The sequence below is a fragment of the Caballeronia novacaledonica genome (assembly GCF_900258035.1).
Classification (GTDB): Bacteria; Pseudomonadota; Gammaproteobacteria; order Burkholderiales; family Burkholderiaceae; genus Caballeronia; species Caballeronia novacaledonica.
In genome coordinates this window covers 1-15744 of the sequence record NZ_OGTP01000015.1, presented here as the reverse complement: position 1 = coordinate 15744, position 15744 = coordinate 1, and the positions used below count along the sequence as shown (strand labels likewise).

General features: G+C 63.8%; 14 protein-coding genes. 10 read left to right on the top strand and 4 right to left on the bottom strand.

Going from position 1 to position 15744, the window contains the following annotated elements:
* Window positions 1-4 precede the first annotated feature (4 nt).
* From NOV72_RS20225 to NOV72_RS20215, 3 genes are read right to left on the bottom strand one after another with little or no spacing between them, the layout of a single operon-like run.
* The gene (locus NOV72_RS20225; RefSeq protein WP_106856369.1) at window positions 5-859 is read right to left on the bottom strand and encodes a triphosphoribosyl-dephospho-CoA synthase; all 855 of its coding nucleotides are present in this window, start codon (window positions 857-859) and stop codon (window positions 5-7) included.
* On the bottom strand, window positions 859-2520 hold the full coding sequence (gene mdcA, locus NOV72_RS20220; RefSeq protein ID WP_106856368.1) for a malonate decarboxylase subunit alpha: 1662 nt from the start codon (window positions 2518-2520) through the stop codon (window positions 859-861). The genes NOV72_RS20225 and mdcA overlap by 1 nt, the downstream gene beginning before the upstream one ends.
* Window positions 2517-3287 carry a GntR family transcriptional regulator gene (locus NOV72_RS20215; RefSeq protein ID WP_106856367.1) on the bottom strand — a complete coding sequence of 257 codons (771 nt, stop codon included), beginning with the start codon at window positions 3285-3287 and terminating at the stop codon, window positions 2517-2519. The genes mdcA and NOV72_RS20215 overlap by 4 nt, the downstream gene beginning before the upstream one ends.
* A 144-nt stretch (window positions 3288-3431) precedes the next feature.
* Here NOV72_RS20215 and NOV72_RS20210 point away from each other — a divergent pair, with 144 nt between their 5' ends.
* The 3 genes from NOV72_RS20210 (at window position 3432) to NOV72_RS20200 (ending at window position 5897) form a co-directional block, all read left to right on the top strand.
* The gene (locus NOV72_RS20210) at window positions 3432-4745 is read left to right on the top strand and encodes an MFS transporter (protein ID WP_106856494.1); all 1314 of its coding nucleotides are present in this window, start codon (window positions 3432-3434) and stop codon (window positions 4743-4745) included.
* Between the two features lie 185 nt (window positions 4746-4930).
* Window positions 4931-5284, top strand: a complete 354-nt coding sequence (locus tag NOV72_RS20205; protein ID WP_106856366.1) for a hypothetical protein — start codon at window positions 4931-4933, stop codon at window positions 5282-5284.
* A gap of 226 nt (window positions 5285-5510) precedes the next feature.
* On the top strand, window positions 5511-5897 hold the full coding sequence (locus tag NOV72_RS20200) for a hypothetical protein (RefSeq protein WP_106856493.1): 387 nt from the start codon (window positions 5511-5513) through the stop codon (window positions 5895-5897).
* Window positions 5898-5986: 89 nt separating this feature from the next.
* Here the strand turns inward: NOV72_RS20200 and fabI are convergent, their stop codons facing one another.
* Entirely contained in the window at window positions 5987-6784 is a 798-nt protein-coding gene (fabI, locus tag NOV72_RS20195; protein WP_106856365.1) for an enoyl-ACP reductase FabI, read from the bottom strand.
* Between the two features lie 195 nt (window positions 6785-6979).
* Here fabI and NOV72_RS20190 point away from each other — a divergent pair, with 195 nt between their 5' ends.
* The 7 genes from NOV72_RS20190 to NOV72_RS20160 form a co-directional block, all read left to right on the top strand.
* Complete coding sequence (locus tag NOV72_RS20190) at window positions 6980-8848, top strand: extracellular solute-binding protein (protein ID WP_106856364.1); 1869 nt, start codon at window positions 6980-6982, stop codon at window positions 8846-8848.
* A gap of 13 nt (window positions 8849-8861) precedes the next feature.
* Complete coding sequence (locus NOV72_RS20185; RefSeq protein WP_106856363.1) at window positions 8862-9902, top strand: microcin C ABC transporter permease YejB; 1041 nt, start codon at window positions 8862-8864, stop codon at window positions 9900-9902.
* A 1-nt stretch (window position 9903) separates the two neighbouring features.
* The gene (locus NOV72_RS20180) at window positions 9904-11016 is read left to right on the top strand and encodes an ABC transporter permease (protein ID WP_106856362.1); all 1113 of its coding nucleotides are present in this window, start codon (window positions 9904-9906) and stop codon (window positions 11014-11016) included.
* Window positions 11013-12611, top strand: coding sequence for an ABC transporter ATP-binding protein (locus NOV72_RS20175; protein ID WP_106856361.1), 1599 nt, complete (start codon window positions 11013-11015; stop codon window positions 12609-12611). The genes NOV72_RS20180 and NOV72_RS20175 overlap by 4 nt, the downstream gene beginning before the upstream one ends.
* A 147-nt stretch (window positions 12612-12758) precedes the next feature.
* The gene (locus tag NOV72_RS20170) at window positions 12759-13418 is read left to right on the top strand and encodes a C40 family peptidase (protein WP_106856360.1); all 660 of its coding nucleotides are present in this window, start codon (window positions 12759-12761) and stop codon (window positions 13416-13418) included.
* 361 nt (window positions 13419-13779) lie between these two features.
* Window positions 13780-15324, top strand: a complete 1545-nt coding sequence (locus NOV72_RS20165; RefSeq protein ID WP_106856359.1) for a 2-isopropylmalate synthase — start codon at window positions 13780-13782, stop codon at window positions 15322-15324.
* 130 nt (window positions 15325-15454) lie between these two features.
* Window positions 15455-15744, top strand: a 290-nt coding sequence (locus NOV72_RS20160; protein ID WP_181291124.1) for a transposase domain-containing protein, incomplete at its 3' end; no start/stop codon positions are given.

Here is a 15744-nt window from a genome sequence, read left to right as displayed (position 1 = left end):
CGGCTTAAGCCAGACGCCTGAGACTGTCGAGAAAAAGTGTCGCCGCGAGCAGGTCGGCGGCGCCGCCGGGCGATGCGTTCAATGCCAGCAATTCGGCGTCGAGCCGGGCGAGCGCCGCACGGCCTTCGTTCGTGCCTGCGCCGCCGTGCCGCAATACGTCGCGCGCGCCGCGTTGCGCCGCGTCGAGCGCGTTCATGCCGCCGCGATGCAGAAGACACGTGTCGTCCAGCGACGCCATGATGGCGACGAGCGCATCGAGCCGCGCGCCGGGTTTGTCGAGACCGCGTGCGCGCGCATCGTCGAGCGCGGGCAGGCCGATGAGCCGCGCATGCGGAAATGCGTTGCGCGCTTCGCCCCGCGCGCCGGCCACGCGATAGCGTTCGGTCACGCGCGCGCCGTGGCTCGCCGTCGCGGATGCCGGCGCATACCGGTCCTCAAAACGCGCGATATCGGCGGCGGAAAAACAGATCGCGTCGCTTTCTTCGGGGGCGTGCATCGCCGCGCCCGCGCAGAGCAAACCGACGATCCATATCGCTCCGCGATGCGCGTTGCTGCCGTTCGTCGCGTGCATCATCGCGGCTTCGCCTTCGCGGCCGATGCGCGCCAGTTGCTCGCGCAGCGCCTGCGATGGCCGCACGCCATGAGCCGCGCGCGCGATGGCGAGAAACGTCGGTTGCAGCGCATGCGCGGAACGCAGCATCGTGTCGAGATCGAGGTCACGATGCGCGCCGCTGCCGCGTTCATCGACGAGCGCGGGCTTGGGCGTGAGACGCGCTTCGGCGATGAGCGCATCGACGGCACCTTCCGCGATGAACGACGGCGACGGCGCATGGCCGATGTCACGTAAGGCGAGCTTCATCACCAGCTCCGGAAGCGCGCGGGCGGCGTGTATAAACCGCCTGACCACGCGACGAGATCGTCGATGCTGCGCGCCGCGAGCAGGGAGCGTTTCGCTTCGCCGCGCCGCACGCCCAGATCTTCCGGATACGCGACGATGCCGCGCCGCCTCAACTCGGCGGTTCTGGCGGGATCGGCGCGCATGCCGATGGGCGTCACGCCCGCGACGGCCGCCAGCGCGGCGCGCCGTTCATCGACGCCTTCGGCCGCGTGCAGATACGCGATGCCTTCCTCGGTCACGACGTGCGTGACGTCGTCGCCGTAGATCATGACGGGCGCGATCGGCATGCCGCTTTTCTCGCCGACGGCGATCGCGTCGAGCGCATCGACGATGGTCGGCTCGCCGCCTTTCTTGTACGTCTCGGCGGTCTGCACGACGAGCTTCTGGCCGCGCGCGATTTTCGGGTTCGGGCCGTCGTCCTTCAGGAGCTTGAGCCACGCTTCGCTCGAATGGCGCCGGCCGCGCGGATCGTGTCCCATGTTCGGCGCGCCGCCGAAGCCGGCGAGTCGTCCGAGCGTGACCGTCGAGGAATTCGCGTCGGCGTCCATCTGCAGCGTCGAGCCGATGAAGAGATCGACGCCGTATTGCCCCGCGAGCTGACAGAACACGCGATTCGAGCGCAGGCTGCCGTCGCGCCCGGTGAAGAACACGTCGGAGCGCGCCGCGATGTAATCCTCCATGCCGACTTCGCTGCCGAAGCAGTGCACGCTCTGCACCCAGCCGGATTCGATCGCGGGAATGAGTGTCGGATGCGGATTGAGCGCCCAGTTCGTGCAGATCTTGCCCTTCAGTCCGAGCGCTTCGCCGTACGTCGGCAACAGCAGTTCGATCGCGGCCGTATCGAAACCGATGCCGTGATTGAGCGACGTGACGCCGTAGCGGTCGTAGATGCCGCGAATCGTCATCATCGCCATCAGGATTTGCAGCTCGCCGATGTGGCGCGGGTCGCGCGTGAAGAGCGGCTCGACTGCGAACGGGCGGTCCGCCTGCACGACGACATCGACCCACGAGCCGGGAATATCGACGCGCGGCAGTTCATCGACGATCTCGTTCACCTGCGCGACCACGATGCCGTGGCGGAACGCGGTGGCCTCGACGATCGTCGGCGTGTCCTCGGTGTTCGCGCCGGTGTAGAGATTGCCGTGACGATCGGCCTGCGCCGCGCACACGAGCGCGACCTGCGGCGTGAGATCGATGAACATGCGCGCATACAGTTCGATATACGTATAGATCGCGCCGATCTCCAGCAGACCGTCTTCGAGCAGTTGCGCGACGCGCAGGCTCTGCGGCCCGGCGAAAGCGAAATCGACCTTGTGCGCGATACCTTGCTCGAAGAGCGCGAGATGTTCCGGCCGGCTGATGCTCGAAATGAGCAAATGGATGTCGTGCACACGCGCGGGATCGAGCTTCGCGAAGGCGCGCGAGAGGAAGTCGGCCTGCTTCTGGTTGTTGCCTTCGAGCGCGACGCGATCGCCGGTGACGATCAGCGCGCTCAACGCATCGACGATGCGCGCGGGATCGAGCACCGGGCCGTCGAGCCACGGTTCGATCAGTTGCAGGCGGCGCGCTTTTTCCTGCGCGCGCGTGTTCCAGTTACGGGTTTCAGCGATGACGTCGTTCATTGGTCGGCCTTCACGGAAGTCGATCGGGAAGATGCGCGGCGCCGCTTTTTTACGTGCGTGTTCTGAGCGAGCGCTTGCGCATCGGCGAGAAAGCGGTAGATCAGTTCGCCCGTGGCGAGCAGATGGCGCGCGACGAGCGTTTGCGCCTGTTCGATATCGCGCGCGGCGAGTGCGTCGAAGATCGCGCGATGCTCGGCATCGGACGAATCTTTATGGATCGGAAGCCCGAGCTTCAAACGCAGATAGCGCTCGCCGCGCCGGTGCATCTGGCCGATCAGTTCCATCAGACGCGGGCGATCGGCGGGCGCGTAGAGACTCATGTGGAACTGCTCGTTGCGCACGACATACAGCGCGGGATCGGGCTCGTTTTCGGCGGCTTCGAGCAGGCGCTTCGCTTCGGCGAGCGTGCCGGGCGTGTGATGCCCGATCGCGATGCCGATCGCCAGGCTTTCGAGCGACGCGCGGATTTCGTAGATTTCGCGGGCCTCGTCAGCCGATTGCAAGCTGACGGCCGCGCCCCGGTTCGGCTCGATCGTCACCCAGCCTTCGCTTTCGAGCTGGCGAAACGCTTCGCGCACCGGAATCGCGCTGACGGAAAACTGCCGCGCGATGGCGTCCTGACGCAGCGGCTCGCCCGGCAGCAGCGCGCCTTCGACGATCGCGGCGCGCAGCGCATCCGCGATGAAGCGCGACGTGCTCTGGCGCGGTTCGAACTGCGCGTCGCGAAAGGTTGCCGGAGGCGACCCGGCGGAGAGATCTGTCGGCATGGCTAGGTGAAAGTGCGGAGTTGTCGTTGGTCGATGTTCAAATATTATATATAAAAATGCACACGGAACCCCGGTGCTTTCCCTAGACGCCAGAACAAACACTTTTAACCGGCGCGTCGTTAATTTCTCTGGAGAGACATGGCCATGCCGACAACGCTGGATCGACAGATAAGCGCCACGCGCGCCACGAAGACGCCGCTCAACCGGTCGCAGATCACCGGTTTCTGGGGCGCGTGGGCCGGCTGGACGCTCGACGGAATGGATTCGTTCATCTACGCGCTGGTGCTCGCGCCCGCGCTCACCGAATTGTTGCCGCGCTCGGGCTACGAGGCGACGCCGGCGAATGTCGGGCTCGCCGGCTCGATTCTCTTCGCGCTGTTTCTGGTGGGATGGGGACTCTCGTTCATCTGGGGGCCGCTCGCCGACCGTTTCGGACGCACCAAGGTGCTCGCCGCGACCATCTTCACGTTCGCGATTTTCACCGGCCTCGCGGCGACCTCGCATACGGTGTGGGAGCTCGGCATCTATCGCTTCTTCGCGGGCGTGGGGATCGGCGGGGAATGGGCGCTGGCGGGGACTTATGTCGCGGAGGCGTGGCCGGAGGATCGCCGGAAAATGGGCGCGGGTTATCTGCAAACCGGCTATTACGCGGGCTTCTTTCTTGCCGCCGCGCTGAACTACACGATCGGTGCGGCGTTCGGCTGGCGCGCGATGTTCCTCGTCGGCCTGTTCCCGGTCGTCGTGTCGATCATGGTGCTCCTGCGCGTGAAGGAAACCGACAAGTGGGAGCGCTCCGAATCCGTTCAGCCGCACGTCAAGCACGAAAGCTCGCTCAAGGCGATCTTCAATGCGCAATATCGCAAACGCACGATTGTCGCGGCGGTGCTGTTGACGGTGGCGATCATCGGTCTGTGGGCGGGCGCGGTGTACGAGCCGTCCGCGGTCGTGCAACTCGCGACGAAAGCCGGCATGGACAAGCACGACGCCGCGCGCATGGCGTCGATCGCGACCGGGCTGCTTTCGATCGGCACGATCATCGGCTGTCTCGCGCTGCCGCCGATGGCCGAGAAGATCGGCCGCAGAAAAACGCTCGCGGTGTACTTCGTCGGCATGGCGGCATCGATCGCGCTCGCGTTCGGCTGGGCGTTCTATCTGCCGAACGGGCTCGTGCCTTTCATCGCGCTGCTCTTCGTGCTGGGCTTCTTCGGCGGCAACTTCGCGCTGTTCTCGCTGTGGCTGCCCGAGCAGTTCGAAACCCGCGTGCGTGCGACCGCGTTCGCGTTCTGCACGTCGGTGGGGCGCTTTTTCGGCGCGATCGTCAACTTCGGCATCGGCGCGATGGTGCTCAACATGAAGACGCTCGGCGTGCCGATCGCGATTACCGCAGTGGCGTTTCTCATCGGCCTCGCGGTGATTCCGTTCGCGCCGGAAACCAAGGGCCAGGAACTGCCGAACTGATCGATCCGACGCGTCTCGCGGACAGCGGCCTTCGTCCTTCGAAGGCCGCTTTTTCATGCGTGCGAGATTACTTTTAGAAAGCTTTTCGACGGTAATAGCAGGTTACGAAGTCGAACACTCGATGCGGCATCCGTCCGATATAGTCCCGTCAACACAACAAACAACCCATCGAGGTGGGGCACCACATGAACAAGGTATCGAAGGCTTCCGTGCTGGCTGGCGCCGTGATGATCGGCGGTCTGATGTCGTCCGGCGCGGCGAATGCGGGAGTGTCCGTGGGCGTCAACATCGGGGTGCCCGCGCCCGTGTATGTCGCGCCCGCACCGGTCTATGCGCCGCCTCCGCCGCCCGTCGTGTACGCGCCGCCTCCGCCGCCGGTCTATGCGGCACCGGTCATCGTGGTCGGCTGGCATGGCGATCGTTACTGGGATGGCCGCCGCTACTGGAATCGGGACGACTGGTATCGCTATCACGGTCACGGCAACGATCACTATCACGACCACGACGATCACGACCACGGTCACCACGGCTGGCATTGAGCGTCGTGCAGTGCGGTCGGAAAGCCACCCTTCGCAGCGGGTGGCTTTTTTGTTTCTGTCGCCGCCGGAGAAATTTTCGACCCCAACGCCATGTAACAAAAGGTAAGCTTTCTCCTGACATTAAGCCGGAGCACGCAAAAACTTACAAAGCTGAAATATTGCGGTGAAAGCTGTCCGTTATATTTCGACTCAGTCGAACAAGCAGAAAAGCGAGGTCGAATTGCAGATGATGAAGAATTTCGCGGGACGAATCGGGGCGGGCGTGCTGGCCGTCGCAGCGTTGGGCGCGACGGGCGTCGCGCGCGCCGATGTGCACGTGGGCGTGAACATCGGCATTCCGGCGCCGGTGTATGTCGCGCCGATGCCGGTCTACGCGCCGCCTCCGCCGCCGGTCGTCTATCAGCCGGGGCCGGTGTATGCACCGCCGGTGGTCATCGGCTGGCACGGCAACCGGTATTGGGACGGCCGGCGCTACTGGAGCCGCAACGACTGGAATCGCTATCACGGATATGGGCGCGGGCCGCATCATGGTCCGCCGCCGGGGCACGGATATGGCAACGGTTACGGCAACGGCAATGGCAACGGTCACGGCGGCCCGCACGGACATCGGTGAGTTCGGGAACGGCCGCAGCAAGCAAAAAGCGCCGCTCACGTGAAAGTGAGCGGCGCTTTTCTTTTCTGTTTGAAGCGGGGAAGGCGCGCTTATTCCGTCTCGCCGTCCATTCCGCCGACGACCGCATGAAACCCCGCGTCGACGTGAAGGACTTCCGCGCTCACGCCGCCCGACAGGTCCGACAGCAGGAACGCCGCGACATTGCCCACTTGCTCGATCGTCACGTTGCGCTTGAGCGGCGCGTTGTCTTCGACGAAGTTCAGGATCTTGCCGAAGCCCTTGATGCCGCTCGCGGCGAGCGTCTTGATCGGGCCGGCCGAAATGGCGTTGACGCGCACGCCCTTGCCGCCGAGCGACGGCGCCGCCGCCATGTAACGCACGCTCGCCTCGAGCGATGCCTTCGCGAGACCCATCGTGTTGTAGTTCGGCAGCGCGCGTTCGGCGCCGAGATAGGAGAGCGTGACGAGCGACGAGCCGTCTTTCAGCAGCGGCAGGGCGGCCTTGGCGAGCGCGGGGAAGCTGTACGCGGAGATGTCGTGCGCGACGCGGAAATTCTCGCGCGTCATGCCGTCGAGGAAGTCGCCCGCGATCGCTTCGCGCGGCGCGAAGCCGATGGAGTGCACGAGACCGTCGAGCGAGTCCCAGCGTTCCTTCAGCGACGCGAAGAGCGCGTCGATCTGCGCGTCGTCGGCGACGTCGCAGGGATAGACCATGTCGCTGCCGAACTCCGTCGCGAATTCGGTGATGCGCTCCTTGAATCGCTCGCCGACATACGTGAATGCCAGTTCCGCGCCCTCGCGCTTGCAGGCCGCGGCGATGCCGTAAGCGATCGAGCGGTTCGACAGCAGGCCTGTCAGCAGAATTCGTTTTCCAGCGAGAAAGCCCATGAATGCTCCTTCTTTGATGTCGGTGTCGCGCGATCGGCCTCGATGGCAACGCCAGGGTGCCGGGCCGTACGGCGCGTGATTTTGGGTAGAATTCTCTCACATCGCAATGCCGCGCCTAGGATTCTCGCGGCGTTCGCTTCGGGCGTCGCCCGGCCACGCAAACGCATCACACCTCAAAAACGCGCCAAGAGGCACATGACGACCCGTACGACGATCCGCTCGTTTCGCGCCTCATCCCGTTTCGTCGCGCTGGCACTGGCCGGATCGATCGCATCGTTCGCGAGTCCGGCGCATGCGGTTCACGCGATCGCGCAATACGGCGAGCCCAAATATCCGGCAGATTTCAAGCACTTCGATTACGTCAATCCCGACGCCCCGCGCGACGGCACGCTCGTGCTCGCGAATCCGAACCGGCTGACGAGCTTCGACAAGTTCAATCCGTTCACCTTGCGCGGCAATCCGGCGCCGGGCCTTTCGCTGATGTTCGAGAGCCTGACGACGGGCAGTTCCGACGAAGTCGCGACCGCATACGGGCTGCTCGCCGATGACATCTCGGTCGCGCCCGACGGCTTGTCGACGACCTTCCACATCAACCCGAAAGCGCGCTTCGCGAACGGCGATCCGGTCACGGCCGAGGACGTCAAATTCTCGTTCGAGACGCTCAAGAGTCCGCTGGCCGCGCCGCAGTTCTCGGTGTACTTCGGGCAGATCGCGCGCGCGGTCATCGTCGATCCGCTCACGATCCGCTTCGAATTCAAGACGGCCACGCGCGAGATGCCGCTGCTCGCGGGCGGCATTCCGGTGTTCTCGCGCAAATGGGGGATGAAACCGGACGGCACGCGCATTCCGTTCGATCAGATCGCGTTTCAGAAGCCCATCGGCAGCGGGCCGTATCTGATCGACCGCTACGACAACGGCCGCACGATCTCGTACAGGCGCAATCCGGATTACTGGGGCGCGGCGCTGCCGGTGCGCATCGGCACGTTCAACTTCGCGCATATCGACTACAAGCTCTACGGCGATCCCACCGCGCGGCTCGAAGCCTTCAAGGCGGGCGAATACGACGTGCTCGTCGAGTATGTCGCGCGAAGCTGGGTGCGGCGCGATATCGGCAAGCGCTTCGACAGCGGCGAACTCATCAAGCGCGAGTTTCCGCAGCACAACGGCACGGGCATGCAGGGCTTTTTCATCAACACGCGCAAGCCGCTCTTCAAGGACGTGCGCGTGCGTCAGGCGCTCGATCTCGCGCTCGATTTCGAGTGGCTCAACCGGCAACTGTTCTTCAATCAGTACAGGCGCATCGACAGCTTCTTCGTCAATACGGACTTGCAGGCGAAGGGCAAGCCAGGCGAGGGCGAACTCGCGATACTGAACCCGCTCAAGGATCAACTCGATCCCGCCGTGTTCGGCGAAATGCCGCGCCAGCCGGACACCGATCCGCCCGGCTCGCTGCGCGCCAATCTCATCAAGGCGCGAGAGTTGCTGCGCGAAGCCGGCTGGACCTACCGCGACGGCGCGCTGCGCAACGCGAAGGGCGAACCGTTCGCCTTCGAGATTCTCGACGACACGGGCGGCGGCGCGTCGATGGAGCCGGTCGCGGCGGCGTTCGGGCGCAATCTGCAGAAGCTCGGCATCACGATGAACTTTCGCACCGTCGACTACGCGCTCATCCAGAAGCGTCTCGACGCGTTCGACTTCGACATGACGAGCGTGCGCATGCCCGACGTGCAGGTGCCGGGCACCGAGCAGGTCTCGCGCTTCGGCAGCAAGTCCGCCGGCGAGCAGGGCTCGGACAATCTCGCGGGCGTGAAGTCGCCGGCCGTCGATGCGATCCTGCAGAAAGTGATTTCCGCGCAGACGCGCGAGCAGCTCGTCGACGCGACGCATGCGCTCGATCGCGCGCTGATGAACGGCTACTATGTGGTGCCGCACTGGTATTCGGCGACGCATCGGGTGGCGTATCGCAATACGCTCGGCTTTCCGTCGACCCTGCCGCTGTATTACGGCGCCGAAGAGTGGGTCATATCGACGTGGTGGGCCAGGTCCGCGCCCGCGGCGAAATAAAGGACGATCCGCCATGTGGAGCTACATCCTCAAACGCATTCTCTTGATGATCCCGACGCTCATCGGCGTGCTGACGCTCACGTTCGTCGTGATCCAGTTCGTGCCGGGCGGTCCCGTCGAGCAGGCCGTGCACGATCTGCGGCGCGGGCAGTCCGAAGGCGGCGGCGGTTTCGGTCTGCGCACGCATACGGGCGTCGATGCGCAACAGGTCGAGCAACTCAAGAAGCTCTATGGCTTCGACAAGCCGCCGCTGCAACGCTATGTTTCGATGCTCGGCAAGTTCGCGCGCTTCGATCTCGGCGAGAGCTACTTCAGGCATCAGAGCGTGTGGTCGCTGATCGTGTCGAAGCTGCCGGTGTCGATCAGCATCGGCTTGTGGACCTTTTTCATCACGTATCTGATATCGGTGCCGCTCGGCATCGCGAAGGCCGTCAGGAACGGCTCGAAGTTCGATGTCGCGACGAGTCTCGTCGTGCTCGTCGGCTTCGCGATCCCGGGCTTCGTGCTCGGCGTGCTGCTGCTCGTGCTTTTTGGCGGCGGCACGTTCTGGCAACTGTTCCCGCTGCGCAATCTCACCTCCGACAACTGGGCGACGCTTTCGCTCGGCGGCAAGATTCTCGACTATCTGTGGCACATCACGCTGCCGGTGACGGCGTCGGTGGTCGGCAGCTTCGCCATCGTCACGATGCTCACGAAAAACGCGTTCCTCGACGAGATCCGCAAGCAATACGTGCTGACCGCGCGCGCGAAAGGCCTTTCCGAGCGCCGCGTGCTGTGGAAGCACGTGTTTCGCAATGCGCTGCTGCCGCTGATCGTCGGCTTTCCGGCGGCGTTCATCGGCGCGTTTTTCACGGGTAGCTTGCTGATCGAGACGCTGTTCTCGCTCGACGGACTCGGCCTGCTTTCGTATGAATCCGTCGTGCGGCGCGATTATCCTGTCGTGCTCGGCACGCTTTATCTTTTCACGCTGATCGGCCTCGCGACGAAACTCGTCTCGGATCTTTGCTACGTGTGGGTCGATCCGCGCATTCAATTCGAACAACTGGAGCGCTGATTTGAATCGAGCCGCTTCATCACGATCGCAGCAACGCACCTCCGATGCCGAGCCGCTTCGCGCGCCCGCCTCGGTGCCGCCGGGGCGGCGCGTCTGGTTGCGCTTCAAGCGCAACCGGCTGGGCTACTGGAGCCTCATCGTGTTCATCGCGGCGTTCGTCATCAGCCTCGCGGGGCCGCTGTGGTCGAACGACAAGCCGCTCGTCGTGCGCTACCAGGGGCATCTGTACTTTCCGCTCGTGAAGACCTATGCGGAGACGACCTTCGGCGGCGATTTCCCGACGCCCGCCGATTATCTCGATCCCTTCGTGCGCGACCGTTTCGGCGCGCCCGGCAACTTCGCGATCTATCCGCCGAATCACTACTACTACGACACGCTCAACTATTTCTCGAAAGGCTCGAACCCCGCGCCGCCTTCGCGCGAAAACTGGCTGGGCACCGACGATCGCGGCCGCGACGTGTTCGCGCGGCTGGTGTACGGCTTTCGCGTGTCGGTGCTGTTCGCGCTCGTGCTGACGGCGATCGGCACGATCGTCGGCGTCGTCGCGGGCGCGGTGCAGGGCTATTTCGGCGGCAGGATCGACATCACCGGGCAGCGGCTGATCGAAATATGGAGCGCGCTGCCGGAGCTTTATCTGCTCATCATCTTCGCGTCGATCTTCGAGCCGAGCCTGATCCTGCTCATCATCCTGCTGTCGCTGTTCGGCTGGATCGGGCTGTCGGATTACGTGCGCGCGGAGTTTCTGCGCAATCGCACGCAAGACTACGTGCGCGCCGCGCGCGCGATGGGCCTGTCGAACTGGCAGATCATCTGGCGGCACGTGCTGCCCAATAGCCTGACGCCCGTCATCACGTTCCTGCCATTTCGCATGAGCGGCGCGATTCTCGCGCTGACGAGCCTCGATTTTCTCGGCCTCGGCGTGCCGTCGCCGACGCCCTCGCTCGGCGAACTGCTCGCGCAAGGCAAGGCCAATCTCGACGCGTGGTGGATTTCGCTGTCGACGTTCGGCGTGCTCGTCGCCACGCTGCTCCTGCTGACCTTCATGGGCGATGCCTTGCGCAACGCGCTCGACACGCGGATCGCCGATGCCGTGAAAGCCGGAGGCGGCCAGTGAGCGAGGCGCTTCTTTCGATACGGGACCTGCGCGTGCGCTTCGGCGACACGCTCGCCGTCGACGGCGCGAATCTCGATATCCGCGCGGGCGAGCGGGTGGCGCTCGTCGGTGAATCGGGCTCGGGCAAGAGCGTGACGGCGCTGTCGATCCTGCGCCTCGTGCGCGACGCCGAGGTGACCGGCTCGATCCGATTCGAAGGCGAGGAATTGCTGTCGAAGAGCGAGCACGCGATGCGCGGCCTGCGCGGCTCCGACATCGCGATGATCTTCCAGGAGCCGATGACCGCGCTCAATCCGCTCTACACGGTCGGCGACCAGATCGGCGAGACGATTCAGCTTCACGACGGCACGAATCCGCGCGAGGCGCGCCAACGCGCGATCGCGCTGCTCGCGCGCACCGGCATCACCGAGCCGGAAAGGCGTGTGGACAGTTATCCGCATCAGCTTTCGGGCGGGCAGCGGCAGCGCGTGATGATCGCGATGGCGCTCGCGTGCCGGCCGCGGCTTCTGCTCGCCGACGAACCGACCACCGCGCTCGACGTGACGATCCGCGCGCAGATCGTCGAATTGCTGCTGGAGCTTCAGCGCGACGAAGCCGAGAAGCGCGGCATGGCCGTGCTGCTCATCACGCACGACCTGAACCTCGTGCGGCGCTTTGCCGAGCGCGTCGCGGTGATGGAGAAGGGCGTGCTCGTCGAAAGCGCAGCGGTGGAGGAGATCTTCACGTCGCCGCAGCATCCGTACACCAAGCGGCTGATGCAGAGCAAACCGAAGCGCGACGTCTTGCCGGTGCTGCCGATCGCGCCGGTGCTGCTCGACGCGAAGGACGTGTCGGTCGATTACGCGACGCGCCTGCCCGGTTTCGCGGGCTGGTTCAGGCGCGGCCGCTTCAAGGCCGTCGACGACGTCACGCTGACCGTGCGGCAGGGCGAGACGCTCGGCATCGTCGGCGAATCGGGATCGGGCAAATCCACGCTCGCGATGGCGCTGCTCGGGCTGCAGCGCGTCTCCAACGGCACGGTGCAGTTTCAGGGGCGCGCGATCGGCGATTTTCGCGGGCGTGAAAAAGCCGTGCTGCGCTCGAATCTGCAAGTGGTGTTTCAGGACCCGTTCAGTTCGCTGTCGCCGCGGCAGACGGTTGAGCGAATCGTCGGGGAAGGACTCGCGCTGCATCGTCCGGAGCTCGATGCGTCCGCACGGCGCGCCAAGGTGATCGCGGTGCTGCGCGAAGTCGGCATGGAGCGCGCGGCGCTCGACCGCTATCCGCACGAGTTTTCCGGCGGCCAGCGGCAGCGCATCGCGATTGCGCGCGCGCTCGTGCTCGAACCCAGCATCCTGATCCTCGACGAACCCACGAGCGCACTCGATGTTTCCATTCAGACTCAAGTACTTGCGTTATTGGCCGATATTCAGAAGAAGCACAATCTCGGTTACGTTTTTATTAGCCACGATCTGCAGGTGATCGGCGCAATGGCGCATCGCGTCGCAGTGATGCGAAATGGTTTTGTCGTCGAGTCGGGCGAAGTAGAGAAGATTTTTGCGAACCCTTCCGACGAATACACGAGAAAGCTTCTGGCAGCAGCCCTGAATTCCTAAAAATCTTTCTTTTTCACCAATTGAGTGCCCATGTCAATTGTATTTTTCTATTTCTTTTGACAGTTAAATACTTTGTGGCTAGTATCCCTCCAAACTTTCACGTATCTCCCTGATTTCGCAGCCTTTAATTGTAAAACCTACCGACCGATGCAACCACTTACGTTGACTCAGACATGCGCGCGCGCCGCCGCGGGCATGTTGATCGGCCTCCTGATGACAACAACTTCCGGCGCGTTCGCCGATGAAGTCAGCAGTAGCAGCCAAAATGCCAACAGCGGCATTTTCTTTTCCAGCAAATCCTCTGACGCAGCGAGCGCAGGCGCCGCCAGCAATCCGGGCGGCGCGAAGTCGTTTCTGTCGGGCGTAGCGAGCAAGGCGGGCGACGTCGTCGTCGGCGCGCTCAACATGATCGGCGTGCGTTATCGCTGGGGCGGCAACACGCCGGATTCCGGCCTCGACTGTAGCGGCTTCGTGCGCTATGTCTTCCAGGACACGCTTGGCATGACCTTGCCGCGCCGCGCCGAGGAAATGAGCCGCGTCGGCGAGAAGGTGACCGTCGCCGATCTCAAGCCGGGCGATCTCGTGTTCTTCAACACGATGCGCCGTTCGTTCTCGCACGTCGGCATCTATATCGGCGACAACAAGTTCGTGCATTCGCCGTCCACCGGCAGCACGATCCGCGTCGACGACATGGAAGACGGCTACTGGGAAAAGCGGTTCCAGGGCGCGCGCCGTATCGAGAACGCGCCGGTCGGCGACGGCTCGGAACTGCGCCAGCGCGTGAGCGCGTCGATCGGCGGTTATTGATCGGCCGTGCAGCATTCGAGAAAAAGCCTGCCTCCTTCGGGACGCAGGCTTTTTTGTTTTTAGGGCAGAAAGCGGCGAAGGCGTCAATCGGCGCAATCGGAAAGCCTGATTGCACGCGCCTCTAAAAGCCGTTATAGTTTTTGAATGAACTTTTCTCCGTTCCCCTTCTCGTTGTTCCCGGCTGGTGCGTCGCTATGCGCACTATCGCTGCTAGCGCGCCTACCGCGCTAATTCTTCACGCCTCCCGTCTGCTCGTCCATTCAGGTTTTCGACGCCAGCGGTGGCGCGAACACCCGAATTCCCTTTTGCGTTTTGCATCTTCACGTCCAACAATCGATAAATCTCCCCACAGGAGCCCAACATGGCAGCAGACAAGTTGATCATCTTCGACACGACCTTGCGCGATGGCGAGCAGTCCCCCGGCGCATCGATGACGAAGGAAGAGAAAATCCGCATCGCGAAGCAACTGGAGCGCATGAAGATCGACGTGATCGAAGCGGGCTTCGCCGCCAGCTCGAACGGCGACTTCGACGCGATCAACACCATCGCGTCGCTCGTGAAGGACAGCACCGTCTGCTCGCTCGCCCGCGCGAACGACAAGGACATCCAGCGCGCCGCCGATGCGTTGAAGCCCGCGAACCAGTTCCGCATCCACACGTTCATCGCCACGTCGGCGCTGCACATGGAAAAGAAGCTGCGCATGACGCCGGAGCAGGTCTACGACCAGGCGCGCCTCGCGGTGCGTTTCGCGCGCAAGTTCACCGATGACGTCGAGTTCTCGCCGGAAGACGGCAGCCGCTCGGACATCGACTTTCTCTGCCGCGTGCTCGAAGGCGTGATCGACGAAGGCGCGCGCACGATCAACATTACGGACACGGTCGGCTACGGGATTCCGGAGCATTACGGCAATCTCGTCAGGACGCTTCGGGAGCGCGTGCCGAATTCCGACAAGGCCATCTGGTCGGTTCACTGCCACGACGACCTGGGCCTCGCGGTCGCCAATTCGCTGGCGGGCGTGCAGATCGGCGGCGCGCGTCAGGTCGAGTGCACGATCAACGGTCTCGGCGAGCGCGCGGGCAATACGTCGCTCGAAGAAATCGTGATGGCCGTGAAGACGCGCAAGGATTACTTCGGGCTGGATGTCGGCATCGACACGTCGCAGATCGTTCCCACGTCCAAGCTCGTGTCGCAGATCACCGGTTTCGTCGTGCAGCCGAACAAGGCGGTCGTCGGCGCGAATGCGTTCGCGCACGCGTCGGGCATCCACCAGGACGGCGTGCTGAAGGCGCGCGACACCTACGAAATCATGCGCGCGGAAGACGTAGGCTGGAGCGCGAACAAGATCGTGCTCGGCAAGCTGTCGGGCCGTAACGCGTTCAAGCAGCGTCTGGAAGAGCTCGGCGTGACGCTCGAATCCGAAGCCGACGTGAACGCCGCGTTCGCGCGCTTCAAGGATCTCGCCGACCGCAAGGCCGAGATCTTCGACGAAGACATCATGCAGATCGTCTCCGAGGAATCCGCCGAGGCGCAGGCGAAGGAACACTTCCGCTTCGTGTCGATGAAGCAGCATTCCGAGACCGGCGAGCAGCCGCAGGCGAAGGTCGTGTTCGCGGTGGAAGGCACCGAAGTCACGGGCGAGGCGGGCGGCAACGGCCCCGTCGACGCGACGCTGCACGCGATCGAATCGAAGGTCGAGAGCGGCGCGGAACTCGTGCTGTACTCGGTCAACGCGATCACGACCGGCACGCAGGCGCAAGGCGAAGTGACGGTGCGTCTGTCGAAGAGCGGGCGAATCGTGAACGGCGTGGGCACCGATCCGGATATCGTCGCGGCTTCGGCGAAGGCGTATATCGCCGCGTTGAACAAGCTGCACTCGAAGGTCGAGAAGCTCAATCCGCAGCTTTGATTTTTTCGCTTCGGACGCAAAAAAGCCCTCTTCGCGAGTAATGCCGTTCAGTTAGCGCTGAACGGCATTTTTGTTTGTGGGGCGAGAAGTGGTTGTAAACGGAGCGCCGGCCTGTTAACTTTCTGGTGCGATGCTTGCCGACCACCTCACTTATCTGATCGAAGCACGAGAGCCGGCCGATCTGCGACGGTTGGCCGAGCATCTGCCGTTCGAGTGGATCGAACGCGCAGTCCAGGCGACCGGCACGGCGAGCATCCGGCGCCGTCGCCTTCCGGCCGAGCAGGTGGTGTGGCTGGTCATTGCGCTGGCGATGTACCGTCACTGGTCGATCAGCGAGGTCCTTGATAGCCTCGATTTGGCCTTGCCCAACGAGGCCACCCCGTTTGTCAGCAAGAGCGCTGCTGCGCAGGCGCGCCAACG